21 protein-coding genes and 3 pseudogenes are annotated in these 23284 nt (G+C 72.3%); 15 read left to right on the top strand and 9 right to left on the bottom strand.

The window, feature by feature from the left end; translation table 11 throughout:
* Position 1 precedes the first annotated feature (1 nt).
* Both leuE and GA0070215_RS09320 read right to left on the bottom strand, forming a co-directional pair.
* Positions 2 to 664 carry a leucine efflux protein LeuE gene (leuE, locus tag GA0070215_RS09325; protein ID WP_026268027.1) on the bottom strand — a complete coding sequence of 221 codons (663 nt, stop codon included), beginning with the start codon at positions 662 to 664 and terminating at the stop codon, positions 2 to 4.
* Positions 661 to 1908: a bifunctional pyridoxamine 5'-phosphate oxidase family protein/GNAT family N-acetyltransferase gene (locus GA0070215_RS09320; RefSeq protein ID WP_091044042.1), complete on the bottom strand. Its 1248-nt coding sequence runs from the start codon at positions 1906 to 1908 to the stop codon at positions 661 to 663. Before GA0070215_RS09320 ends, leuE begins: the two co-directional genes overlap by 4 nt.
* A gap of 38 nt (positions 1909 to 1946) precedes the next feature.
* Here GA0070215_RS09320 and GA0070215_RS09315 point away from each other — a divergent pair, with 38 nt between their 5' ends.
* Together GA0070215_RS09315 and GA0070215_RS09310 are read left to right on the top strand one after the other, a co-directional pair.
* Positions 1947 to 3284 (top strand): aminotransferase class I/II-fold pyridoxal phosphate-dependent enzyme, encoded by a 1338-nt coding sequence (locus tag GA0070215_RS09315; RefSeq protein WP_091044039.1) that lies wholly within the window; start codon positions 1947 to 1949, stop codon positions 3282 to 3284.
* A gap of 80 nt (positions 3285 to 3364) precedes the next feature.
* Positions 3365 to 4066, top strand: a complete 702-nt coding sequence (locus GA0070215_RS09310) for a UdgX family uracil-DNA binding protein (RefSeq protein WP_018785957.1) — start codon at positions 3365 to 3367, stop codon at positions 4064 to 4066.
* Positions 4067 to 4234: 168 nt separating this feature from the next.
* On the opposite strand, the gene GA0070215_RS09305 is transcribed toward GA0070215_RS09310, so the two are convergent.
* Positions 4235 to 4888 (bottom strand): 4a-hydroxytetrahydrobiopterin dehydratase, encoded by a 654-nt coding sequence (locus tag GA0070215_RS09305; RefSeq protein WP_091044036.1) that lies wholly within the window; start codon positions 4886 to 4888, stop codon positions 4235 to 4237.
* A gap of 82 nt (positions 4889 to 4970) precedes the next feature.
* Between GA0070215_RS09305 and GA0070215_RS09300 the strand changes: the two genes are divergently transcribed.
* The 10 genes and pseudogenes from GA0070215_RS09300 (at position 4971) to rny (ending at position 14640) form a co-directional block, all read left to right on the top strand.
* A complete protein-coding gene (locus tag GA0070215_RS09300; protein WP_141708168.1) occupies positions 4971 to 5498 on the top strand; it encodes a hypothetical protein in 528 nt (175 codons plus the stop codon).
* A 20-nt stretch (positions 5499 to 5518) separates the two neighbouring features.
* On the top strand, positions 5519 to 6661 hold the full coding sequence (locus GA0070215_RS09295; RefSeq protein ID WP_091044029.1) for an acyl-CoA dehydrogenase family protein: 1143 nt from the start codon (positions 5519 to 5521) through the stop codon (positions 6659 to 6661).
* A 68-nt stretch (positions 6662 to 6729) separates the two neighbouring features.
* A pseudogene (locus GA0070215_RS09290) lies at positions 6730 to 8042 on the top strand (MFS transporter).
* Positions 8033 to 8233, top strand: a complete 201-nt coding sequence (locus GA0070215_RS09285; protein WP_018785963.1) for a DUF3046 domain-containing protein — start codon at positions 8033 to 8035, stop codon at positions 8231 to 8233. Before GA0070215_RS09290 ends, GA0070215_RS09285 begins: the two are co-directional and overlap by 10 nt.
* A gap of 185 nt (positions 8234 to 8418) precedes the next feature.
* Positions 8419 to 9270: pseudogene (gene recA, locus GA0070215_RS29530) on the top strand (recombinase RecA); the annotation flags it as partial.
* Positions 9271 to 9879: pseudogene (locus GA0070215_RS29655) on the top strand (LAGLIDADG endonuclease); the annotation flags it as partial.
* A 177-nt stretch (positions 9880 to 10056) separates the two neighbouring features.
* On the top strand, positions 10057 to 10560 hold the full coding sequence (locus GA0070215_RS29520; RefSeq protein WP_279616549.1) for a hypothetical protein: 504 nt from the start codon (positions 10057 to 10059) through the stop codon (positions 10558 to 10560).
* Positions 10561 to 10571: 11 nt separating this feature from the next.
* Positions 10572 to 11273 (top strand): regulatory protein RecX, encoded by a 702-nt coding sequence (locus tag GA0070215_RS09275; protein ID WP_026268030.1) that lies wholly within the window; start codon positions 10572 to 10574, stop codon positions 11271 to 11273.
* Between the two features lie 51 nt (positions 11274 to 11324).
* The gene (locus GA0070215_RS09270; protein WP_091044023.1) at positions 11325 to 12032 is read left to right on the top strand and encodes a 3-keto-5-aminohexanoate cleavage protein; all 708 of its coding nucleotides are present in this window, start codon (positions 11325 to 11327) and stop codon (positions 12030 to 12032) included.
* Positions 12033 to 12873: 841 nt separating this feature from the next.
* On the top strand, positions 12874 to 14640 hold the full coding sequence (rny, locus tag GA0070215_RS09265; RefSeq protein WP_091044019.1) for a ribonuclease Y: 1767 nt from the start codon (positions 12874 to 12876) through the stop codon (positions 14638 to 14640).
* Between the two features lie 56 nt (positions 14641 to 14696).
* On the opposite strand, the gene GA0070215_RS09260 is transcribed toward rny, so the two are convergent.
* From GA0070215_RS09260 to GA0070215_RS09245, 4 genes are read right to left on the bottom strand one after another with little or no spacing between them, the layout of a single operon-like run.
* On the bottom strand, positions 14697 to 15665 hold the full coding sequence (locus GA0070215_RS09260; protein WP_018785968.1) for an amino acid ABC transporter permease: 969 nt from the start codon (positions 15663 to 15665) through the stop codon (positions 14697 to 14699).
* Positions 15662 to 16369, bottom strand: coding sequence for an amino acid ABC transporter permease (locus tag GA0070215_RS09255; protein WP_091044016.1), 708 nt, complete (start codon positions 16367 to 16369; stop codon positions 15662 to 15664). The genes GA0070215_RS09260 and GA0070215_RS09255 overlap by 4 nt, the downstream gene beginning before the upstream one ends.
* Before the next feature lie 36 nt (positions 16370 to 16405).
* Positions 16406 to 17284, bottom strand: a complete 879-nt coding sequence (locus GA0070215_RS09250) for a glutamate ABC transporter substrate-binding protein (protein WP_091044011.1) — start codon at positions 17282 to 17284, stop codon at positions 16406 to 16408.
* Between the two features lie 53 nt (positions 17285 to 17337).
* Positions 17338 to 18093, bottom strand: coding sequence for an amino acid ABC transporter ATP-binding protein (locus GA0070215_RS09245; protein WP_091044008.1), 756 nt, complete (start codon positions 18091 to 18093; stop codon positions 17338 to 17340).
* Positions 18094 to 18291: 198 nt separating this feature from the next.
* On the opposite strand from GA0070215_RS09245, the gene selD reads away from it, so the two are divergent.
* Together selD and GA0070215_RS09235 are read left to right on the top strand one after the other, a co-directional pair.
* Positions 18292 to 19281, top strand: coding sequence for a selenide, water dikinase SelD (gene selD, locus GA0070215_RS09240; protein WP_018785972.1), 990 nt, complete (start codon positions 18292 to 18294; stop codon positions 19279 to 19281).
* A 212-nt stretch (positions 19282 to 19493) separates the two neighbouring features.
* Entirely contained in the window at positions 19494 to 19973 is a 480-nt protein-coding gene (locus GA0070215_RS09235; protein ID WP_018785973.1) for a hypothetical protein, read from the top strand.
* Positions 19974 to 20052: 79 nt separating this feature from the next.
* Here GA0070215_RS09235 and GA0070215_RS09230 read toward each other — a convergent pair whose 3' ends face one another.
* Complete coding sequence (locus tag GA0070215_RS09230; protein ID WP_018785974.1) at positions 20053 to 20280, bottom strand: DUF2277 family protein; 228 nt, start codon at positions 20278 to 20280, stop codon at positions 20053 to 20055.
* A gap of 52 nt (positions 20281 to 20332) precedes the next feature.
* Here GA0070215_RS09230 and miaB point away from each other — a divergent pair, with 52 nt between their 5' ends.
* Positions 20333 to 21832, top strand: a complete 1500-nt coding sequence (gene miaB / locus GA0070215_RS09225; RefSeq protein ID WP_091044005.1) for a tRNA (N6-isopentenyl adenosine(37)-C2)-methylthiotransferase MiaB — start codon at positions 20333 to 20335, stop codon at positions 21830 to 21832.
* Positions 21833 to 21925: 93 nt separating this feature from the next.
* Here miaB and GA0070215_RS09220 read toward each other — a convergent pair whose 3' ends face one another.
* Complete coding sequence (locus tag GA0070215_RS09220) at positions 21926 to 23134, bottom strand: DUF349 domain-containing protein (protein ID WP_018785976.1); 1209 nt, start codon at positions 23132 to 23134, stop codon at positions 21926 to 21928.
* Positions 23135 to 23284: the final 150 nt, after the last annotated feature.

Here is a 23284-nt window from a genome sequence, read left to right as displayed (position 1 = left end):
CTCAGCCGGCGGCGAGCTTGAGGCTGAAGCCGAGGAACAGCACCGCGACCGCTGTGGTGCCGCTCGCGGCGAGCCGGCGGCGCTGCCGGAACTGGGCCGCCAGGTACGTGCCGGTGAAGATCAGCACGGTCAGGTAGAGCGCGCTGGCGACCTGTGCGATCAGCCCGAGCAGCAGGAACGACAGCGCCGGCCACGCGTACCGGGGGTCGACGAACTGGATGAAGAACGAGACGAAGAACAGGATCGCCTTCGGGTTGAGCAGGCTGATCACCAGCGCCCGGCGGAACGGCTCCCGCTGCTCCGCCGGCTCCACCTCGTCGATCAGGCGCGGCGTGGCCGGGTCGTTGCGGTCACGCCAGCGCCGCCACGCGCCGCGCAGCATGGCCAGCCCCAGATACCCGAGGTACGCCGCGCCGGCGTACTTGATCACCAGGTAGAGCGGCGGGTACGCCTGGAGCAGCGAGGCCACCCCGGCGGCGGAGAGGACCATCAGCACCGCGTCGCCGACGAACACCCCGGCGGCGGCCCGGTAACCGGTGGCCACGCCCCGGCGGGCGGCGGTGGCCAGTACGAACAGCGAGTTCGGGCCGGGCAGCAGCACGATCGCCACGGTGCCCAGCACGTACGTCCAGATGTCGGTGATCCCCAGCACGCCGGACATCATGACGCCGCGGGTGCCGCCGGGCGAAGCCTTTCCCGCAGACCGGCCTGTGCCGTCGGCCACTCCTGGGCGAGCATGGAGTACTGCACGGTGTCCCGCCAGGAGCCGTCGGCGCGCTGCTTGTGCCTGCGCAGCACGCCTTCCCGGCTCGCGCCGAGCCGTTCGATCGCCCGCTGGGACCGCTCGTTGCGGATGTCGGTGTACCAGACCACGCGCATCGCGTCCAGCTCGTCGAACGCCCGGCCCAGCAGCAGCAGCTTCGCCTCGGTGTTGACGCCGGTGCGCCACCAGGGGCGGCCCAGCCAGGTGTAACCGATCGCCAGTGACCGGCGGACCGGGTCGATCTCGTAGTAGGAGGTCGTGCCGATCACCGCGCCGGTGACGGCGCACCGCTGCGCCCAGCACACCTGTTCGCCGCGTTCCTGCGCGTCCAGGTAGGCGGCGACCGTCCGGAGCATCTCGGCGGCGTCGGCCGGCTGGACGCCGCCCAGGTGCCGCCACACCTCCGGGTCGGCGGTGGCGGCGTACAGCTCGTCGGCGTGGGCGAGGTCGAGTGGCTCCAGCACGACGTGCTCGCCGCGCAGCACCGCCGGCTCGTGCCACGGGGAGCGGGCCGAGCGAAGGTACGCCGGCACCGGCGCGGCCACCCCGGGCGCGGGTTGGGGCCGGCCCGGCGTGAGCCGCAGCGGCACCACTCCGGCCCAGTAGGGCAGCGCCTCGTCGGCCGGTTCGTCGTTGACGCCGCCGGTGCGCATCCGTACCGACACCTCGCGCAGCGGCAGCGCCAGCACGGCGGTCTCGGCCAGCTCGCGCCGGTTCGGCGGGCGGCTGTCGGCGGACCGGCCGGCGGCCACCTTCTCCACCAGGGCGGTCAGCACCGCTGCCTTCTCGCCGGCGTCGTCGACCAGGCGGGCTGTCCCGCGCGCCACCACTGACCGGTAGTTGGCGCTGTGGTGGAACTGGGAGCGCGCGTAGATCAGCCCGTCGAGGTGGGTGACAGCGACGCAGACCGGCAGTCCGGCCTCGCCCCGGGCGGCCAGCAGCGGCCGGCTGCCGGTGGACCCGTGCAAATAGAGCGTGTCGCCGACGCGCACGTGCAGGGTCGGCAGGACCCGTGGTTCACCGTCCACAACGAAGGCCAGCGCGCAGTGGTACGCCTCGTCCAGCAGCGCGTACGCGGTGGGCCGGTCGTAGTGCATCCGGTCGCGGACGCGGCTGGCGGTGGTGCGTTCGGTCGGGGGGTACACGTGTCATCCCACCTTTGTTCTAGTACAATCTTCGAACTGTGGCAGCACATTATCAGGTCGTAGGGTCAACCTCGGCCGCGATTTCGGCAAGCGTCGAATCCGGCATCCGCACCGGCGATCTCGCAGCGGGCGACGCCCTGCCCGCGGTCCGCGCGCTCGCCGCCGACCTCGGCGTCAGCCCGGCCACCGTCGCGAAGGCGTACCGGGAACTGCGCCAACGCGGCCTGGTCACGACCGCCGGCCGGCACGGCACCCGGGTCCGCCCCCGACCGCCGGTCGCCGCCCGCCGCGCCGCGCTGCTGCCCCCGCCGCTGACCGGCGGCCGCGACCTCTCCGCAGGCCAGCCCGACCCCCGGCTGCTGCCCCCGCTCGGGCCGCACCTGGCCGCGCTCGCCGCCGAGATCGGACCCCCCGGCGGGTACGCGACCGACGCCGTCCTGCCCGACCTGGCCGCCCTGGCCCGGGACCGGCTCGCCGCCGATCGCGTGCCGGCCGCCGAGCTCACAGTCACCGGCGGTGCGCTCGACGGCATCGAACGGCTGCTCGCCGCCCACCTGCGCCCCGGCGACGCGGTGGCGGTGGAGGACCCGGGCTGGGCCAACCTGCTCGACCTGATCGCGGCGCTCGGGCTGCGTACCGTCGGGGTGCCGGTGGACGACGACGGGCCGACTGTCGGCGGCGTCCGGGCGGCACTCGCCGCCGGGGTCCGGGCGCTCGTGGTGACCAGCCGGGCGCAGAACCCGACCGGCGCGGCCGTGACCGCCGACCGGGCCGACGCGCTGCGGACGCTGCTCGCCGGCCGCGCCGACCTGCTGCTGATCGAGGACGACCACGCCGCCGAGCTGGCCCGCGTACCGGTGCACCCGCTCGCCGGCGCGACGCCGGCGTGGGCCTTCGTCCGGTCGGTGAGCAAGCCCTACGGCCCCGACCTGCGGCTGGCCGTGCTGGCCGGCGACGAGGCGACGGTGGCCCGGGTGGCCGGGCGGGCGCGGGTCGGCGCCGGCTGGGTCTCCACGGTGCTGCAACGGCTGGTCGTGTCGCTCTGGCGCGACCCGGCCACCGCCGGGCTGGTCCGGCGCGCGGCGGACAGCTACGACAGGCGGCGCGACGGGCTGGTGGCCGCGCTCGCCGCGCGCGGGGTCGCCGCGCACGGGCGTACCGGGATCAACGTCTGGGTGCCGGTGCCCGACGAGACGGTGGCGGTCACGGCGCTGCGCGACGCCGGGTGGTCGCTCGCCCCCGGCGGCCTGTACCGGATCGCGGCCGCCCCCGCCGTGCGCGTCTCGGTGAGCGCACTCGACGAAACGGACGTCCCCGCGCTCGCCGACGCCCTCACCGCCGCAAGGAAGGGCCCCTTCTTAACGCATTCGGTATAGGAAGGGCCCCTTCTTAACACCTCCGGACAGCGCGGCGGGCCGCTCGCGTGCGCGGCGCCGGACGGGGTAGAACGATCGGCATGGCCGAGACCGAGAGCGCCCCCGGAGCGCAGGAGTTCATCCCGCCGTCGGCGGACACCATCGACGAGCTGCGCGCCGCGGCGGACGGCTGCCGGGGCTGCGAGCTGCACCGGGATGCCACCCAGACCGTCTTCGGCCGCGGTGACGAGCACGCGCGCGTCGTCTTCGTCGGCGAGCAGCCGGGCGACATCGAGGACCAGAAGGGACTGCCTTTCGTCGGCCCGGCGGGGCGGCTGCTGCGCAAGGCCGTGGACGACGCGGCGCTCGACCCCGCCCAGATCTACCTCACGAACGCCGTGAAGCACTTCCGGTTCGAGCTGCGTGGCCGGCGGCGCATCCACCAGACCCCGGACCGGGTGCACGTCACCGCCTGCCGGCCGTGGCTGGTCGCCGAGTTCGCCCGGCTACGCCCGGAGATCGTGGTGGTGCTCGGCGCGACCGCCGCCAAGGCGCTGCTCGGCCCGTCGTTCCGGGTCACGAGGCAGCGTGGTGAGCTGCTGCCCTGGCCCGCCGCCGCGCAGCATCCGGAGGACTTCGAGCGGGTGCCGGTGGACCGGACGGGCGCGGTCGCCGACGCCCCGGCGGCCCGGCTGCTCGCCACCATCCACCCGTCGGCGGTGCTGCGCGCCGACAACCAGGACGTGGCCTACGAAGGGCTGGTCACCGACCTGAAGGTGGCCGCGGAGGCGCTCAAGAAGTGACCTTGCCGAAGACGTCCTTGGCGACGATCCGCCCGTCCCGGGCCCGATAGACGTCCAGCCCGCGAAGCACTGTGCCGTCCTCGGCCGGCGGCCAGGCCCACTCGCGGACCGCCCGGTCGCCGGTGGTCCAGACCCGCGCCGAGCCCCGTCCGCCGCTGCCCCGCTCCGTCAGGAGCGCTGCTGCCAGGTGCAGAGGCAGACCCGGTTGCCGTCCGGGTCGGCGAGTACCCAGAAGCTCGGCGCCTCCGCGTCGCTGACCAGCGTGCCGCCGGCCGCCAGCGCCGCCGCGATGCGCGCGTCCACCTCGGCCGGGTCGACCCACACGTCCGGATGCCACCGCTGCCGGGGCTCGTCCCGGCCGGAAGCCTGGAACCAGACCGTCGGCAGCACGCCGTCCGGGTCGCGTACCTCGTCGTCGGGCCCTCGGCCGGGCGCCGCGCCCCACGTCAGGACCGCCCGCCAGAACGGCAGCACCGCGGCGTGCTCCGGGGTGTCCAGCGCGAGTTCCAGGCGGGACAGCCCGGCCGCCGACAGGGCCAGCCCGGCGTCGGCGGCCAGCGCCGAGATCGTCCGGGCCAGGCGCAGGTCGCGTCCTGTCACGCCGCCCGCGTCGTGCGACCACAGCCGGACGTCCACGTGGGTGTAGCGCAGGTCCAGATCCGGGTGATGGTCGACCCGCTCGGCCTCCGCGCCCACCGCGGCCACCAGCGCCAGCCCGGCCGCGAAACCGGGGGTACGGATGCGCGTCTGCAACGCCCCCAGCAGGTACGTCCACCCGTCCAGCCCGGCCTCGGCCACCTGTCTCCCCGTGAGTGTGCTCATCCGGCCATCCTGGCGTGCCGCCCGCCCGCCCGCCACCATCCACAGGGGATTGGCGGACGGCACGCGGGGGTACGGCCCCGCTATGGCGGACTCCCGACCTCGTGCGTCGCTGCTCCGGCTGGGTGCTCCCGGCCCCTACGTGATGGCCACGGTGATCGCCGGACTCCTCTGGCTGCCGGTCCGGCTGTGGGAGGAGCGGGACGGGCCCGTGCAGGTAGCGGTGGTCGAGGCCGGTCTGAACGCGGTGATCTGGGGCTTCTTCTTCTTCGTGCTGGTCCGGGTCGGGAAACCGCGCCCCGCCGAGGCGGAGCGGGCCGCCGCCTGGGCGACCACCGAGACCGCGTTGCGCCGGGGCGCGCCGCCCGCCGACGAGGCGGGGCGCGCGGCGGTGGCGGACAACCTTCCCGCCGTACGCCGGGGCGCGCTGTTCGGGGCGGCCGGTGGCGTCCTGCTGCTCGGCCCGCTGATCGTGCTCGCGATCCGCGCCGGGTGGGAGGTCGCCGCCGTCGGGTTCGGGATCGTGCTGGTCGCGATCCTGGCCGTGGCCGTCCGTACCGGCCGGCGGGAGCGGCGGCTGCGAGCGGCGCTCACCCCTGTCCGGGGCAGCTGAGCGGTGTCAGACTTGCCGCCATGGAGCAGCATCTCTACGAGCCCGTCCACGACGAGTTCCGCGACCTGTGCCGCCGGTTCCTCACCCGGGAGGCGGTGCCGCACCACGAGCGCTGGGAGGCCGACGGGATCGTCGACCGGCAGGTGTGGCGGGCCGCCGGCGCGGCCGGGCTGCTCGGCCCCGACGTGGACCCCGAGTACGGCGGCGGCGGGCAGCGCGACTTCCGGTTCAACGCGGTGCTCGACGAGGAGATCGTCGCGGCCGGGTGCACCGGCCTCGGGTTCGGGCTGCACAACGACGTGGTCGGCCCGTACCTGACCGAGCTGACCACCGGCGACCAGCGCAAGCGGTGGCTGCCCGGCTTCTGCTCCGGCGACCTGGTCACCGCCGTCGCGATGAGCGAGCCGGGCGCGGGCAGCGACCTGGCCGGCATCCGCACCACTGCGGTCCGCGACGGCGACAGCCTGGTCCTCAACGGGCAGAAGACGTTCATCACCAACGGCGAGATGGCCGACCTGGTCATCGTGGTGGCCAAGACCGCGCCGGACCAGGGCGCGCACGGGGTGAGCCTGGTCGTGGTGGAGAACGGCACGCCGGGCTTCAGCCGGGGCCGCCGGCTGGCCAAGGTCGGGCTGAAGGCCAACGACACCGCCGAGCTGTTCTTCGACGACTGCCGGGTGCCGGCGGAGAACCTGATCGGCACCGAGAACCACGGCTTCTACCACCTGATGGCCAACCTGCCCCGGGAACGGCTGAGCATCGCCGTGGTCGCGGTGGCGGCCTGCGAGAAGCTGCTCGCGCTCACCATCGAGTACGCCCGCTCCCGGGAGGCGTTCGGCCGGCCGATCGGCCGGTTCCAGCACAACCGGTTCCTGCTGGCCGAGCTGGACACCGAGGTCACCATCGCGCGGACGTTCGTCAACCACTGCGTCACCGAGTTCAACGCGGGCCGCCTCTCGGTCACCGACGCGGCGAAGGCCAAGTGGTGGACCACCGAGTTGCAGACCAGGGTCGCGGACCGGTGCGTGCAGCTGCACGGCGGCTACGGCTTCATGGCGGAGTACCCGGTGGCGAAGGCGTGGCTGGACAGTCGGGTGCAGACCATCTACGGCGGCACCACCGAGATCATGAAGGAGATCATCGGCCGGGGCCTCGGCCTGTAGCGAAACCGGGTGCCGGTCGGACGGACCGGCGGGAGAGGATGGGGCATCCGTCCTCACCAGGAGCGCGCATGTCCACCGACCTGACCGCGCCGGCCCCGCCCCGGCCCGACGTCGCCGGCATCCAGCGGCGTACCGTCCGGCTGCTCTTCCTCACCCAGATCATCGGCGGCATCGGCGTCACCATCGGCATCTCGGTCGGCGCGCTGCTCGCCGCCCGGGTCGCCGGCACCGCCCTGGCCGGGCTGGCGCAGAGCGCCGGGGTGGTCGGCGCCGCGTTGCTCGCCATCCCCGTCACCCGGCTGATGGCGGCCCGGGGCCGGCGACCCGGCCTGGTCCTCGCGTACGCGGTGGGTGCGGTGGGCGGTGTGCTGGTGGTGGTTGCCACCGCGACGCGCCTGGTGCCGCTGCTCTTCGTCGGGATGCTGCTGTTCGGCGGCGGTACGGCGGCCAACCTCCAGGCCCGCTACACGGCGGTGGACCTGGCCGAGCCGCACCGCCGGGGGCGGCAGCTCTCGCTGGTGGTGTGGGCGACCACCATCGGCGCGGTGGCCGCGCCGAACTTCGCCGCGCTCGCCGACGACACCACCCGGGGCTGGGGCCTGCCGGCGCTGGCCGGCCCGTTCGCCTTCAGTGCCGTCGCGTTCGCGCTCACCGCCGCCGTACTCCTGGTCCTGCTCCGGCCGGACCCGCTGCTCACCGCGCGCCGGCTGACGGCGGCCGACCCGGCACCCGGCGCCGCACCGGCGGTCACCCGCCGTGGTGGCATGGTCGCCGCCTGGCGCACGGTACGCGGGCGGCCGGCCGCCCGCCTCGGCATCGCCGCGGTCGCGGTGGGGCACCTGGTGATGGTCGCCGTCATGTCGATGACCCCGGTGCACCTCGGCGAGTGGCACTCCGACGCGGACGTGCTACCAGTGGTCGGCCTGGTGCTCAGCCTGCACATCGCCGGCATGTACGCGCTGTCGCCGGTGGTGGGCTGGCTCACCGACCGGCTGGGCCGCCGGCCGGTGATCCTCGGCGGGGTGGCGCTGCTGCTGGCCGCGTGCGCGGTCTCCGGCACCGCCGGGCACCACACGCCGCTGCTGTCGGTGGGGCTGACGCTGCTCGGGCTGGGCTGGTCGGGCACGATGGTGGCGGGCTCGACGCTGCTGTCGGAGTCGGTGCCCACCGCCGACCGGCCGGGCGTGCAGGGCCTGTCCGACCTGCTCATGGGGCTGGCCGGGGCGGGTGCGGCGGCGGCGAGCGGGTTCGTCATGCGAGCCGTGGGGTACCCGACGCTCACCCTGCTGGCGGCGATCGCCGTGGTGCCGCTGGTGGCGCTGGCACTGCGGCGTCCCGGCCCGGCACCACTCGACGAGGAGGACTGAACACGTGCGGCTGACCGACTTCTGGACGCGGCTGGAGGAGGCGTTCGGCCCGGGGTACGCGGCCAGCATCGCCAGCGACCAGGTGCTGTCCCAGCTCGGCGGGCGGACCGTCGAGCAGGCCCTCGCCGCCGGTGAGGAAACGCACGTGGTCTGGCGTGCCGTGGTCGCCGCGTACCCGGACCGGGTGCCCGCCCGACTACGCTGAGCAGCCTTTTCGTCGATCCCGTGTGTCGCTTGCCCAGTCGTACACCTGTTCGGCTATTGTCCACAGCGGGGTGCTCGTCCACAGCTCACGGCCCGTCGGCTGGTTTTCTGTCGGACCCAGCGCCTAGCGTGTCCCGCGTGACGCGAAGCTCAGGAAAGACGCCGGCGAAGGCAGGGGTGGCAACGATGGCAGCAGGGCCTGACCGGGAGAAGGCGCTCGACCTTGCTCTCGCTCAGATCGACAAGCAGTTCGGCAAGGGTTCGGTGATGCGCCTGGGGGAGCGGCCCGTCGTGCAGACGGCTGTCATCCCGACCGGCTCCATCGCGCTCGATGTGGCGCTCGGCGTGGGCGGTCTGCCCCGCGGCCGGGTGGTCGAGATCTACGGTCCGGAGTCCAGCGGTAAGACCACCGTCGCGCTGCACGCGGTGGCAAACGCCCAGCGCGCCGGCGGCATCGCCGCGTTCATCGACGCCGAGCACGCGCTCGACCCGGAGTACGCGCGGGCCCTCGGCGTCGACACCGACGCCCTGCTGGTCTCCCAGCCGGACACCGGCGAGCAGGCGCTGGAGATCGCCGACATGCTGGTCCGCTCCGGCGCGATCGACATCATCGTGATCGACTCGGTGGCGGCCCTGGTGCCGCGCGCCGAGATCGAGGGCGAGATGGGCGACAGCCACGTCGGTCTCCAGGCCCGGCTGATGAGCCAGGCGCTGCGGAAGATCACCGGCGTGCTCAACAACACCGGCACCACCGCGATCTTCATCAACCAGCTCCGCGAGAAGATCGGCGTGATGTTCGGCTGCATGTCGTACTCGACCAGGGTCACCCTGGCCGACGGCTCGCAGGAGAAGATCGGCAAGATCGTCAACCAGCGGATGGATGTCGAGGTTCTCTCCTACAACCCGGACACCGACCGGACGGAGCCCAGGCGGATCACCAACTGGTTCAACAACGGGCCTGCGGAGCAGTTCCTCCAGTTCACCGTCGCCAGGTCCGGTGGCAACGGCCGTGCCCAGTTCGCCTCGACCGCCAATCACATGATCCGGACGCCCGGCGGCTGGCGGGAGGCGGGCGAGTTGATCGCCGGTGACCGGGTCATGCTGGCTGAGCCGCGTCGTCTCAGCGAACAGCAGTGGCAGGTCGTGCTCGGATCGCTGATGGGCGACGGGGCGCTGTCGCCCAACCAGCGGGACCGCTCCGGTGTCCGCTTCCGGATGGGGCACGGTGCCCAGCAGGTCGGCTACCTCGACTGGAAGGCCTCCCTGCTGGGCAACATCAGCCAGTCTCGCCGCACCGACGCCCGTGGCGCGAGTTTCGTCGACTTCACGCCGCTGCCCGAGCTGGACGAACTGCGTCGCGCGGTATATCTCGGTGACGGCAAGAAACACCTTAGCTGGGACTACCTCAAAGCGTTGACCCCGCTGGCGCTCGCTGTGTGGTTCATGGACGACGGTTGCTTCACGCTGCGTTCCAAGGGGCTGCTGGAGCGAACGGCCGGTGGTTCGGGGCGGATCGAGATCTGCGTCGAGGCGATGGCGGAGGGGACCAGGACCCGTCTGGTCGACCACCTGCGCGACGCGTACGGCCTGGACGTGAAGCTGGTCGCGCTAGGCGCCCGGCAGACCGCGTCGATCATCTTCACCACTGACGCGTCGGCGATGTTCCAAGCGTTGATCGCGCCCTACGTTCCGGCGACCATGGAGTCGAAGCTACTGCCCCGATTCCGCGGGCAGTGCGTGGTAGAGCCGCAGTTCGTGCCGGAGGAGCTCACCCCGGTGCCGGCGCGGATCATCGACGTACGGATCAAGCCCCGTACCCGGTCGATGAACCGGTTCGACATCGAGGTGGAGGGCAACCACAACTACTTCGTCGACGGCGTCATGGTGCACAACAGCCCGGAGACCACCACCGGTGGCCGGGCGCTGAAGTTCTACGCCTCGGTCCGGCTCGACGTGCGCCGCATCGAGAGCCTCAAGGACGGCACCGACGTGGTCGGTAACCGCACCCGGGTCAAGGTCGTGAAGAACAAGGTCGCCGCGCCGTTCAAGCAGGCCGAGTTCGACATCATGTACGGCAAGGGCATCTCCCGCGAGGGTTCGCTGATCGACGTCGGCGTGGAGCAGGCGATCATCCGCAAGTCCGGCGCCTGGTACACCTACGACGGTGACCAGCTCGGCCAGGGCAAGGAGAAGGCCCGCGAGTTCCTCCGCGAGAACCCGGACGTGGCGGCCGAGATCGAGAAGAAGATCCTGGAGAAGCTGGGCGTCGGCACCGGTGGTACGGGCGACGCCGCCGGTGGCCCGGAACTGCCGCCGGTCGACTTCTGATCCGCTGACCCGTGGCAGGACGACGCGCCCGTACGGGCCGGGGCTGGGATGCCGGCCCACCCCGTACGGGCGACGCCACAGGTACGCCCCGGCCTCGCCGGGGACGCGGTGATCGCGCGGCGGAGCCCGATGCAGGGGAGGCTCCAGCTTCGCCGCGCGACGAGGCCGAACTGGCCCGGGAGATCTGCCTGCGGCAGCTCGCGGTGCGCCCGCGCACCCGGGCCGAGTTGGCCGGCGCGCTGGCGCGGCGCGGCATCTCCGAGGAGGTCGCCGAGCAGGTCCTCGACCGGTACGACGAGGTCGGCATCGTCGACGACGCCGCCTTCGCCCGCGCCTGGGTGAGCAGCCGGCACAACGGCCGCGGGCTGGCCCGCCGGGCGCTCGCCAACGAGTTGCGCCAGCGCGGCGTCGACGGCGAGGTGGCCGGCGCCGCCCTGGACGGGCTGGACGAGGAGACCGAGGCGCAGACCGCCCGCGCCCTGGTGGAGCGCAAGCTGCGCAGCACCAGGGGCGAGCCGGACGCGGTGTTCCGGCGCCTGGTCGGCATGCTGGCGCGTAAGGGCTACCCGGCCGGGGTGGCGTTCCGGGCGGTGAAGGACGCGCTGGCCGCGCAGAGCGCCGAGGCGGCCGAGTTCGCCGAGCACATCGACGCCGACGCGATGGCCGATGCCGAGCACGACCTCGACTCCCGCCCGGCCCGACTGACCGACTGATCGACCGGGCGCACCCGTCAAGGCCGCCGTCCCGAGGAGAGGCGCACACCCGTGCTGAAGGCGTGTCTCAACGGCACCAGGCGGCGGGGCGAGCACCCCGCGGTGCCGCTCACCCCGGTCGAACTGGCCGCCGACGCGGTGCGCTGCGCGAGCACCGGGGTGGCAGCGGTGCACGTGCACCCGCGCGACGACAGCGGCGCCGAGTCGCTCGACCCGGCGGTGGTCGCCGCCGCGGTCAGCGCCATCCGCGACGCCCGTCCCGGCCTGCCGGTCGGCGTGAGCACCGGCGCCTGGATCGTCCCCGACCCGGCCGCGCGGGTCGCCGCCGTCCGAGCCTGGACGGTGCTGCCCGACTTCGCCTCGGTGAACGCCCACGAACCCGGAGCGGCCGAGGTCGCCGCCGCGCTGCACGAGCGCGGCGTGATGGTCGAGGCCGGTCTGTGGACGCCGGCGTCGGTCGGCGCCTGGCGCCGCTGGTCCGCGCCCACCGGGCGGATCCTGGTCGAGTGCATGGCCGAGCGGGTCGAGACGGCGCTCGCCGACGCGGCGGCGATCCTCGCCGCGCTGCCCGGCGGGCACCCGCCGGTGCTGTTGCACGGCGAGGGCCCGGCCACCTGGCCGGTGTACGCCGAGGCGGTCCGGCGTGGTCTGCACACCCGGATCGGCCTGGAGGACACGCTGCTGCTGCCCGACGGCGCCCAGACCCCCGACAACGCCACCCTGGTGACCGCGGCCCGTACCCACCCCACTCCCCATTGACACCCCGCCCCACGGCACCGCCCCCACCCAGCCGCCGTGCGCCGGTGCGCCGGTGCGCCGATCATGAACTTGGCGGCGTTTCCCGTCCGTTTGTCCAGGCCAACCTCATGATCACGCCCGCCAACCTCATGATCGCCGGATATGTCGGATGGCCCGCAGCGGTGATCAAGGAGTTTGTGTGGCCGGGAGGCCCGTGGGGGACGCCAACTCCTTGATCACCAGGGGGCGGCGGGAGTCGGGGAGTCGCCGGGAGTGGGAGAGGGTCTGAGCAGGTCGGGAGCGGTGCTGCGGGGCGGCGTTTGTCCTGGCCTGTCCGGCATATGATCACCAATGAGTGACGCCGTAACTTCTCTCCGTCCGGGTGGTTTGATCATGACTCCTTGACCGAACGGCCCCTCGCGACCTAGCCTCGCCATACAGGCTCACTTTGCCCGACCAGCGCAGGCTAAGCGCACAACATAGATCTCGTAACAGAACAGCATCACTTTGGCCAGCCACACCGGCCCTTGACGGGTGCTCCGGAGCCTCCGGAGCCTCCGACAACTGCAACCGGCCGCCAGCGGTGCCCCGTACGGGACACCGCCGACGGAAAGCTGCCCAGAGTCAGCCGCTCCGGTCGGGCGTCCAGAGCCGCAGGCGCGTGTCCTTCGCGCGTGTCCTGCGGCGCCGACGTTCAGGGGGAGGCGGCCATGGCAGGGCGGCACAGGTTCACCGGCGGTCTGCCACACGGCCCCGATCCCTCCCCGGCGGGTGACAGCCCGGCCACCGAGCCCCGACGGAGCGGTGACGCCGGCGGAGCACGGCGGGCGAGCGTGTCCGCAAACCGCTGCGGAGCGGCTCGATGAGCGCCTTCGACGTCGTCCTCCTCCTGGTCGTGCTGCTGCTGGTCGTGGTGGTGGTCGGTGCCGTGCTGCTCGGCGTGCGAGCCCTCAAGCGGCTCAGCCTGGCGCCCGCGCCGGAGGACCCGGCGTTCATCGCGGAGAAGGACCGGCAGGAGCAGTCCCTCGCGGCGTTGCGGACGGCAGCCGACGAGGTGAACAGCACCATCGACGTGGCGAAGTCCGCCGCGGCGGCGGCGCGGGCCGAGGCGGCCGCCGCCAAGGCCGAGGCGAAGGCGGCCCGTGCCGAGGCCCGGCGGGTGCTCGACGACGCCCGCGCCGAGGCGGACACGGTGCTGGAGCGCGCGCACAAGCAGGCCGAGGCGGACGCCGAGCAGTTGCGCGCGACGGCGCGGCGCAGCGGTGAGCGGGAGGTGGCGGTGCTGGCCGCCACCACCCGGGAGCAGGCCGCCGAGGTGGAACGCCGGGCCGCCCGGATGGATGAGCGGGAGCGGCTGCACACCGAGGAGGTGGAGCGGCTGGCCGAGCGGGAGCGGCAGCTCACCGCCGCCACCGCGGCGCTCGCCGCCCGGGAGGCCGCCCTGGTCGAGCGCGAGCGGACGCTGACCGAGGTGGAGGAGCAGCGTCGCCGGGAGCTGGAGCGGGTGGCCGGGCTGACCGCCGACGCGGCCCGCGCCGAGCTGGTCGAGTCGATCGAGGGGCAGGCGAAGCGGGAGGCCGCGCTGCTGGTCCGGGAGATCGAGGCGGACGCGCGCGGTAGCGCGGAGCAGCGTGCCCGCAACATCGTGGTGGACGCGATCCAGCGGGTGGCCAGCGAGCAGACCGCGGAGAGCGTGGTCAGCGTGCTGCACCTGCCCGGGGACGAGATGAAGGGGCGGATCATCGGCCGGGAGGGGCGCAACATCCGTGCCTTCGAGTCGGTCACCGGCGTCAATCTGATCATCGACGACACGCCCGAGGCGGTGCTGCTGTCCTGCTTCGACCCGGTACGCCGGGAGGTCGGTCGGGTCACGCTGGAGAAGCTGGTGCTCGACGGCCGGATCCACCCGCACCGGATCGAGGAGGTCTACGACGTGGCCCGGCAGGAGGTGGAGGAGCTGTGCTTCCGGGCCGCCGAGGACGCGCTGGTCGAGGTCGGCATCACGGAGATCCACCCGGAACTGGTCACGCTGCTGGGCCGGTTGCGCTACCGCACGTCGTACGGGCAGAACGTCCTCAAGCACCTGGTGGAGACCGCGCACATCGCCGGGGTGATGGCCGCCGAGCTGCGGCTGGACGTGCCGACGATCAAGCGGTGCGCGTTCCTGCACGACATCGGCAAGGCGCTGACCCACGAGGTGGAGGGCAGCCACGCGATCATCGGCGCGGACGTGGCCCGCAAGTACGGCGAGAGCGAGGACGTGGTGCACGCCATCGAGGCGCACCACAACGAGGTGCCGCCGCAGACCATCGAGGCGGTGCTCACCCAGGCGTCGGACGCCTGCTCGGGCGGGCGGCCGGGCGCGCGGCGGGAGAGCCTCGAGGTGTACGTCAAGCGGCTGGAGCGGATCGAGGAGATCGCGGCCGGCAAGCTGGGCGTGGAGAAGGTCTTCGCCATGCAGGCGGGCCGCGAGATCCGGGTGATGGTCAAGCCGGACGACGTGGACGACATCGGCGCGGCGGTGCTGGCCCGCGACGTGGCCAAGCAGATCGAGGAGGAGCTGACCTACCCGGGGCAGATCCGGGTGACGGTGGTGCGCGAGTCGCGGGTCACCGAGATCGCCCGCTAGATCGGGGAACACGAAAGGGCTGGCCGGAGACGGCCAGCCCTTTCACGTGTGGCGGGTCAGGGGCCGCCGGCACCCTCGGCCTGCGCGGTGAGCGCGGCCGGCGGTGGGGTCGGCGTCGTGGTGCCGGCGCTCTTGCGGCCCTGGGAGAGCCGGTGCTGGACGTACTGGGCCAGCTTCGACAGCGAGTAGTTGATGGCGATGAACAGTACGGCGATGACCACGTACACCTGGATCGGGTTGCCCAGGACGCCGATGATCTGCTTGCCGATGTTGAGCGTCTCCTCGTAGCTGATGATGAAGCCCAGCGAGGTGTCCTTGAGTACCACCACGAGCTGGCTGATGAGCGCCGGGAGCATGATCCGGAAGGCCTGCGGCAGCAGAATCAGCCCGGTGGTCTGGAACGGGGAGAGCCCGATCGCGGCGGCCGCCTCGGCCTGCCCGCCGGGCAGGCCCTCCATCCCCGAGCGCAGGATCTCGGCGATGACCACCGAGTTGTAGACGGTCAGGCCGATGACGAGGTACCAGAGGTTGTCGAACGAGGCACCGAACTCGGGGAAGCCGCGGGCCACGAAGAAGATGGTGATGACGACCGGCAGCCCGCGGAACACCTCGACGCAGACCCGGGTCACGACGGCCAGTACCCAGCTCAGCCCGCGCAGCAGGTACGCCAGGGGCGCGGCCGTTCCGGTGAACCGCCGCCGGGCCAGGCTCTTGAGCTGGATCCGTAGGACGGCGAGGAGGGTGCCGACGACGAGCGACGAGACGATGGCCAGCGCGGCGGCCACGAGGGTGTTCTTGAGGCCGAGTCCGATCCGGTCCCAGACGAGCGGGAAGTTCTCGTTTGAAGGGTCGACGAGCGGCCCCCACAGCTCCATCGAGAACTGGCCCTTGTCGGCCAGCGGCCGATAGATGAACAGGTAGGCGCCGGCCAGCACCACCACGACGGCGACCAGGCTGCTGATGAGCGTGACGCGCCGCTGGCGCGGCCCGGGGATGTCGTAGAGGACGCTGCTCTGCTGGCTCATCGGGCCACCGCCTGTCGCTTCTCGATCCGGTCCAGCAGGGCGCCGAGCGGGACCGTCATGATCAGGTATCCGACCGAGATGCCGATCGCCACCGGGATGAAGGGGTAGCCTCCGGCGGAGGTGAGCTGGTCCGCGGTCTGCGAGAGGTCACCGACCACGCCGAAGAAGCCGACGAGCGCGGAGTTCTTGATCATCGCGATGATGACCGAGCCGAGCGGCACCACCGAGGCCTTCCAGGACTGCGGGAGCACGACGTGCCGCAGGTTCTGGCCGAAGGTGAGGCCCAGCGAACGGGCCGCCTCGGCCTGCCCGGCCGGCACCGCGTTCACGCCGGACCGCAGAGCCTCGCAGACGAACGCTGCGGTGTAGAGGACCAGGGCGATCAGGCCGAAGCGGAAGTAGGGCAGGTCGGTGCCGAGCCGGCTGAAGATCGACTCCAGGCCCGGGATGCGCAGGAAGTCGGCGTTGGAGCCCAGCGCCGGCAGGCCGAACGCGGCGAAGAAGAGCACCACGGTCAGCGGCAGGTTACGGAAGATGTTCACGTACGTGGTGCCGACCGCGCGCAGCGGTGGCACCGGCGAGATCCGCAGCACCGCCACGACGGCGCCCAGGATCAGGGCGCCGATCGCGGCGAGAAAGCAGATCTGGAGGGTGAGCCAGAACCCGCCCGCGAAGACGTCGAACTTGTCGATGAGCACATTCACGGGTCGGTTTCCTCCCCACCCTCCGGATCTAGCGGATCAGTAACGGTTGACGGCGGGCGGGTCGCCCAGGGTGGCGCCGAACTTGCCGGCGGTCTCGTCCCACGCCTTCTTCCAGCTACCGTCCTCGAAGGCCTTGTCGAGGGTGTCGTTGATGAAGTCACGGAAGTCCGTGTCCTCCTTCTTGACACCGATGCCGTACGGCTCCTTGGTGAAGTTGTCGCCGGCCATCTTGAAGGACGCCTCGTCCTTGGCGATGTAGCCGAGCAGGATGACGTTGTCGGTGGTGACTGCGTCGACCTGCTTGCCCTTCAGGGCGTCGCGGCACTTGTCGTAGGTGTCGAAGAGCACCAGCTGGGTGGCGACGTCCTTGACGTACTTCTTGATCTCCTCGGCCGGGGTGGAGCCGGTGACCGAGCAGACCTTCTTGGTGCCGTCGGAGAACGAGTCGGGGCCGGTGATGGCGGCCTCGTCCTTGCGGACCATGATGTTCTGGCCGGCCTCGTAGTACGGCCCGGCGAAGGCGATGCGCTCCTTGCGCTTGTCGTTGATCGTGTAGGTGGCCGCGACCAGGTCGACGGTGCCGTTCACGATGACGTCCTCGCGGACCTTCGACGGCGTCTCGACGTACTCGATCTTGTCCTCGGGGATGCCGAGTTCCTTCACGATCAGCTTCGCGATCTCGACGTCGAAGCCCTCGGGCTTGCCCGACAGGCCCTTCTGGCCGAAGCCCGGCTGGTCGAACTTGGTGCCGACCTTGATCTTCTGGGCCGTGTTCAGCCGCTCCATGGTGCTGCCGGCGGCGAAGTCCTTGTTGCCGGCGCCGGTGCCCGCGTCGTCGCTGTCGCCACCGCAGGCGGACAGGCCGAGCGTCAGAGTCGCCGCTGCGGCGACCGCCGCCACGCGCTTGTAACGCATACTCAATCTCCTTCTTCGACGGAGCCGCCGGGGACGACTCCACTACGGGACGCTCAGTGGGTGAGGATCTTGGAGAGGAAGTCCTTGGCCCGCTCGCTGCGCGGGTTCGCGAAGAACTCGGCCGGCGGCGCGTCCTCGACCAGCTGCCCGTCGGCCATGAATACCACCCGGTTGGCCGCGTGCCGGGCGAAGCCCATCTCGTGGGTCACCACGACCATGGTCATGCCCTCGCCGGCCAGCGAGGTCATCACGTCCAGCACCTCGCCGACCATCTCCGGGTCCAGCGCGCTGGTCGGCTCGTCGAACAGCATCGCCTTGGGCTGCATGGCCAGCGCGCGGGCGATCGCCGCCCGCTGCTGCTGACCGCCGGAGAGCTGCGCCGGGTACTTGTCCGCCTGGTTGGCGATGCCGACCCGGTCCAGCAGGGCCAGGCCACGCTCACGAGCCGCGGCCGGCTTCTCCTTGCGGACCTTGACCGGCCCCAGCGTGACGTTCTCCAGGATGGTCTTGTGCGCGAAGAGGTTGAACGACTGGAACACCATGCCGACCTCGCTGCGCAGCTTGGCCAGGGGCTTGCCCTCCGCCGGCAGCGGCTGCCCGTCGAACGTGATGGTGCCGTTGTCGATGGGCTCCAGCCGGTTGATGGTGCGGCAGAGCGTCGACTTGCCGGAGCCGGACGGGCCGATCACCACGACCACCTCACCCCGGCCGACGGACAGGGACACGTCGTCGAGCACGTGCAGCGGCCCGAACCACTTGTTCACCCCGTCGAGCACGATCAGCGGGTCGCCCGTCGTCACGTCGTCCACCGTCCCTGTCGTCCATGGCGGAATCCGGGAGTCGGTCGACCCTCGGTTGGGCAACTGTAGGCGGGGTGATGTGGCAGAACGCAACCCAGATGGTCACGGAGCGGTAACACCGGTCGCCGCCGTGCCGGCCCGTCCGAATTTCGTCACCCGCCGGGTGGCCGAGTGGCGGCGTCGCCACCGGCCGGAGACCATGAGGGGATGACCGACGCGATCCGGCTGACCGACTACGCCCGCGGTGGCGGTTGCGCCTGCAAGATCCCGCCCGGCGAGCTGGAGGCGATGGTCGCCGGGCTCGGCGCGACCGGCGGCTCCGCCGATCTGCTGGTCGGTCTGGAGAACGGCGACGACGCCGCGGTGGTCCGGCTGGACGAGCGTACGGGCCTGGTGAGCACCGCCGACTTCTTCACCCCGGTGGTCGACGACGCCTACGACTGGGGGCGCATCGCCGCCGCCAACGCGCTCTCCGACGTGTACGCGATGGGCGGCACCCCGCTCGTCGCGCTGAACCTGCTCTGCTGGCCGCGCGGCATCCTGCCGCCGGAGATGGCCCGCGAGGTGCTGCGCGGTGGCCTGGACGTGGCCCGGGAGGCGAACTGCCACCTGGCCGGCGGGCACAGCGTGGACGACGACGGCCCGAAGTACGGCCTGGCGGTCACCGGCGTGGTCCGGCCGGAAGAGCTGATCACGCTCGACGCGGGGCGGGCCGGGCGGCCGCTGTCGCTGACCAAGCCGCTCGGGGTGGGCGTGCTCAACACCCGGCACAAGCAGACCGGGCAGCGTTTCCCCGAGGCGGTCGACTCGATGGCCCGGCTCAACCGGGACGCGGCCCGCGCGGCGGTGGCCGCGGGCATCCGCTGCGGCACCGACGTGACCGGCTTCGGCCTGCTCGGGCACGCCTCGAAGCTGGCCCGCGCGAGCCGCCTGACGGTGGCGATCGACGCGGCGGCGGTGCCGTACCTGCCGGGTGCGCGGGAGGCGCTGCGCGACGGGTACGTCAGTGGCGGCACCCGGCGCAACCTGGACTGGGTCACGCCGTGGACCGACTTCGGCGGCGCCGACGAGGGGGAGCGGCTGCTGCTGGCCGACGCGCAGACCTCCGGTGGCCTGCTGGTCGCCGGTGAGGTGCCGGGCGGCACGGTGATCGGCGAGTTGCTGCCGGCTTCGGAGCATCTGATCCGGGTTCGTTGAGTGACGGTTCGCGGCGTGGCCTGGCCGCCACCGCGGCACCGTACCCGATAAACTGTCATCTTCCAGCTACTCTGGGCAACGTCGCCCGAGGGAATTTTGCCCGGAATGGTCACAGACCGGTAACTTGCGCCCGGTTGGGGGCAAACGCAGCCCACCATCGTCATGAAGGCCCGATCCGGAGGCCGGTGGAACGAGCGCAGCGAGGAGGCGGCATGACCGAGCTGTGGAACTGGAGAATCGACGGCGGCGAGCCGGTGGAGGTCTACCCGGCACTGGCCGAGGCGCTCGGCCGGGTGGTGATGCCCATGGCCGTCGCCGACCCGATGCGGCTCCCCGCGTACGCGGTGGTCTGCGACGTGTGGGAGGCGCCCGGGCTGTACGGCACCGTGGTCGACTGTTACGGCGTGCCCGAGAGCCTGACCGAGCTGCCCGCGATCGCGGCGCTGGCCCGGCTGCTGGGCCGCAACTGCCTGACGCGCGACGACACGCTCGACGCCGGCCGGCACCTGCTGGTCGCGCCGGACGGCACGATCCGGCCGGTGCACTTCGACGTCGCCGACACCGACGACGGCGAGGTGCTCAGCCACCACCGGCTGTGCACGGTCGCCGACGCACGCTGCCGGGGCTGGTCGCAGTGCCACCGCTCCCGGTGGGCCCCGGACACTGTCGCACCGGCGCTCGCCGCCGCCTGAGCGCGGACGCCGGCCGGCACCCGTGAGGCGGTGCTCGCCGCCGTGTCCCCTCCGGCGGCGAGCGGTGGCGGGCCCGGACTCACCCCCGGGCCGCCTGCTGCTGCCCCCGCACCACGAGCTGGTCCAGCAGCGTCGCGGTGGCGGCGGCCACCGCGTCCACCGCGGCGTCGAACGCTGCCGCGTTGTGGGCGGCGGGGGTACGGAATCCGGAGATCTTCCGGACGTACTGCAACGCGGCGGCGCGGATGTCCTCCTCGGTCACCACCGGGACGTACGGCTCACGCAGGGTCTTGATGCTCCGGCACACAGCTCCTCCTCGTTCGATCCGATCGGCTCCACCCGGATACGCTGTCCGGGTCATGACTACCGCAGCCGCGGGCAGCCCGCGCACCTACCAGGTGCGTACGTACGGCTGCCAGATGAACGTGCACGACTCCGAGCGCATCTCCGGCCTCCTCGAGGACGCCGGGTACGTGCGCGCCGCCGAGGCCGACGAGCAGCCCGACGTGGTGGTGTTCAACACCTGCGCGGTCCGGGAGAACGCCGACAACCGCCTCTACGGCAACCTGGGTCATCTGCGCCCCGTGAAGGCGAAGCATCCCGGGATGCAGATCGCGGTCGGCGGCTGCCTGGCCCAGAAGGACCGCGGCGACATCGTCCGCAAGGCGCCCTGGGTGGACGTCGTCTTCGGCACGCACAACATCGGCGCGCTGCCGGCGCTGCTGGACCGGGCCCGGCACAACGCCGTGGCCGAGGTCGAGATCCTGGAGTCGCTGGAGGTCTTCCCCTCCACGCTGCCGACCCGGCGCGAGTCGACGTACGCCGGGTGGGTCTCGATCTCCGTCGGCTGCAACAACACGTGCACGTTCTGCATCGTGCCCTCCCTGCGCGGCAAGGAGAAGGACCGCCGCCCCGGCGACATCCTCTCCGAGGTCCGCGCGCTGGCCGACTCCGGCGTGCTGGAGGTGACGCTGCTCGGGCAGAACGTCAACTCCTACGGCGTCGAGTTCGGCGACCGGTACGCCTTCGGCAAGCTGCTGCGCGCCTGCGGGGACATCGACGGGCTGGAGCGGGTGCGGTTCACCAGCCCGCACCCGAAGGACTTCACCGACGACGTGATCGCCGCGATGGCCGAGACGCCGAACGTCTGCCACTCGCTGCACATGCCGTTGCAGTCCGGCTCGGACGACGTGCTGCGGGCGATGCGCCGGTCGTACCGGTCGGAGCGTTACCTGGGGATCATCTCCAAGGTCCGGGCGGCGATGCCGGACGCGGCGATCACCACCGACATCATCGTCGGCTTCCCGGGCGAGACCGAGGCCGACTTCGCCCGCACGCTCGACGTGGTGCGGGAGGCGCGGTTCTCCTCGGCGTTCACGTTCCAGTACTCCAAGCGCCCCGGCACGCCGGCCGCCACGATGGACGGGCAGTTGCCCAAACAGGTCGTGCAGGAGCGTTACGAGCGGCTGATCGCCTGCGTGGAGGAGATCACCTGGGCGGAGAACAAGAAGCTGGTCGGGGAGACCGTCGAGGTGCTGGTGGCGGTCGGCGAGGGCCGCAAGGACGAGCGCACCGGCCGGATGTCCGGACGCGCCCGCGACGGCCGGCTCGTGCACTTCGCCACCGGTGAGCTGGCCGGGCGTATCCGTCCCGGCGACATCGTGCACACAGTCGTCACGTACGCCGCCCCGCACCACCTCAACGCCGACGGTGCGCCGCTGGCGCACCGGCGCACCCGGGCCGGGGACGCGGCCGAGGCGGGACAGGTTCCGCGTACCCCGGGGGTGCTGCTGGGCCTGCCGACGATCGGCGCGCCGGCCGCGGCACCCGCCCCCGTAGGCGGCTGCACCGCCCAGTGACCGCACGCAAGGAAGGGCCCCCTTTTAACACCGAGTGTTAAAAGGGGGCCCTTCCTCTACCGGAGGCGTTAAGAAGGTGCCCTTCCTTCCGCGTCAGCCGGCCTGCTCGGCGAGCTGGAGGAACTGCCGCTTCGAGGCGAGTGCCTGCTCGGCATCCTTGATCCGGCGGGCGTCACCGGCAGCCTGGGCCCGGGCCAGCCGGTCCTCGGCCTCGGCGACCTGGGCGCGCATCTGCGCCAGCAGCGGGTTGTCCTCCTTGGAGGTACGCCGCCACGCCGAGTCCATCACCTCGCGGACCTTGTCGTCCACGGCCCGCAGGCGGCGCTCCAGCCCGGCGGCGGCCTCGCGGGGCACCCGGCCGGCCTCGTGCCACTGCGCCTGGATCTCCCGCAGCTTCGCCTGGGCGCCCTTCGGGTCGCCGTCGACGTCCAGCGCCTCGGCCTCGGCCAGCAGCGCCTGCTTGCGCTCCAGGTTGGCGCGCTGCTCGTTGTCGCGCGCCGAGAAGACCTCGCTGCGGCGGGTGAAGAACTCGTCCTGCGCGGCGCGGAACCGTTCCCAGAGCTTCTGCTCGGCCTCCTTGGCGGCGCGCGGCGCGGCCTTCCACTGGGTCATCAGGTCCTTGAGCTGCCCGGCGGTGACGCCCCAGTCGGTGGAGTCCTTGAGCTTCTCCGCCTCGGCGACCAGCTCCTCCTTGACCGTCTGCGCCTGCTTGCGCTGCTGGTCGAGGGAGGCGAAGTGGGCGCCCCGGCGGCGGGTGAAGCCGTCGCGCGCGGCGGCGAACCGCTTCCACAGCTCACCGTCGGCCTTCTTGTCGACGCCGCGGATGGTCTTCCACTCGTCGAGGATCTCCTTGAGCCGGTCACCGGCGGTCTTCCAGCCGGTCGACTCGGCGGCGAGCTTCTCGGCCTCCTCGACCAGAGCGGTCTTGCGGGCCAGTGCCTCGCCCCGGGCAGCCTCGCGGGCCGCCTTGGCCTCGCCGGCCTTCTCCTCGGCGACGGTGGCCAGCTTGTCCAGGCGGGCGGCCAGGGCGTCGATGTCACCGACCACGTGCGCCTCGGCCAGCGACCCACGGATCCGGCGGATCGTGGTCAGGGAGTGACCGGCGTCAGCCGCGCCCGAGTTGAGCCGGGCCTCGGTCAGGTCGACCTCGGTCACCAGGTCGGCGTAGCGCCGGGCGAAGTGGGCGAGCCCTTCCTCCGGTGCCCCTGCCTGCCAGGATCCGACCACCCGCTCGCCCTCGGCGGTCTTGACGTAGACGGTGCCGTCCTCGTCGACCCGTCCGAAGGCAGTCCAGTCGCTCATGTGCCCATCCTCGTTCTCCCGGCGTCGAGGGGACAGCCCCCTCGTCCGCCGCCACGGCGCAGCAAACTTTCTCCCGGCATTGTCACAGGTCCGCCCCCGTCCGTGTCGAGCGCCTGTCGCCGACCGTGACCATACGGTGTTGTACGCCCC

This window comes from Micromonospora marina, assembly GCF_900091565.1.
GTDB classification, from domain to species: Bacteria; Actinomycetota; Actinomycetes; order Mycobacteriales; family Micromonosporaceae; genus Micromonospora; species Micromonospora marina.
The sequence above is the reverse complement of the archived record's forward strand: the minus strand, read 5'-3'. Positions and strand labels throughout refer to the sequence as shown.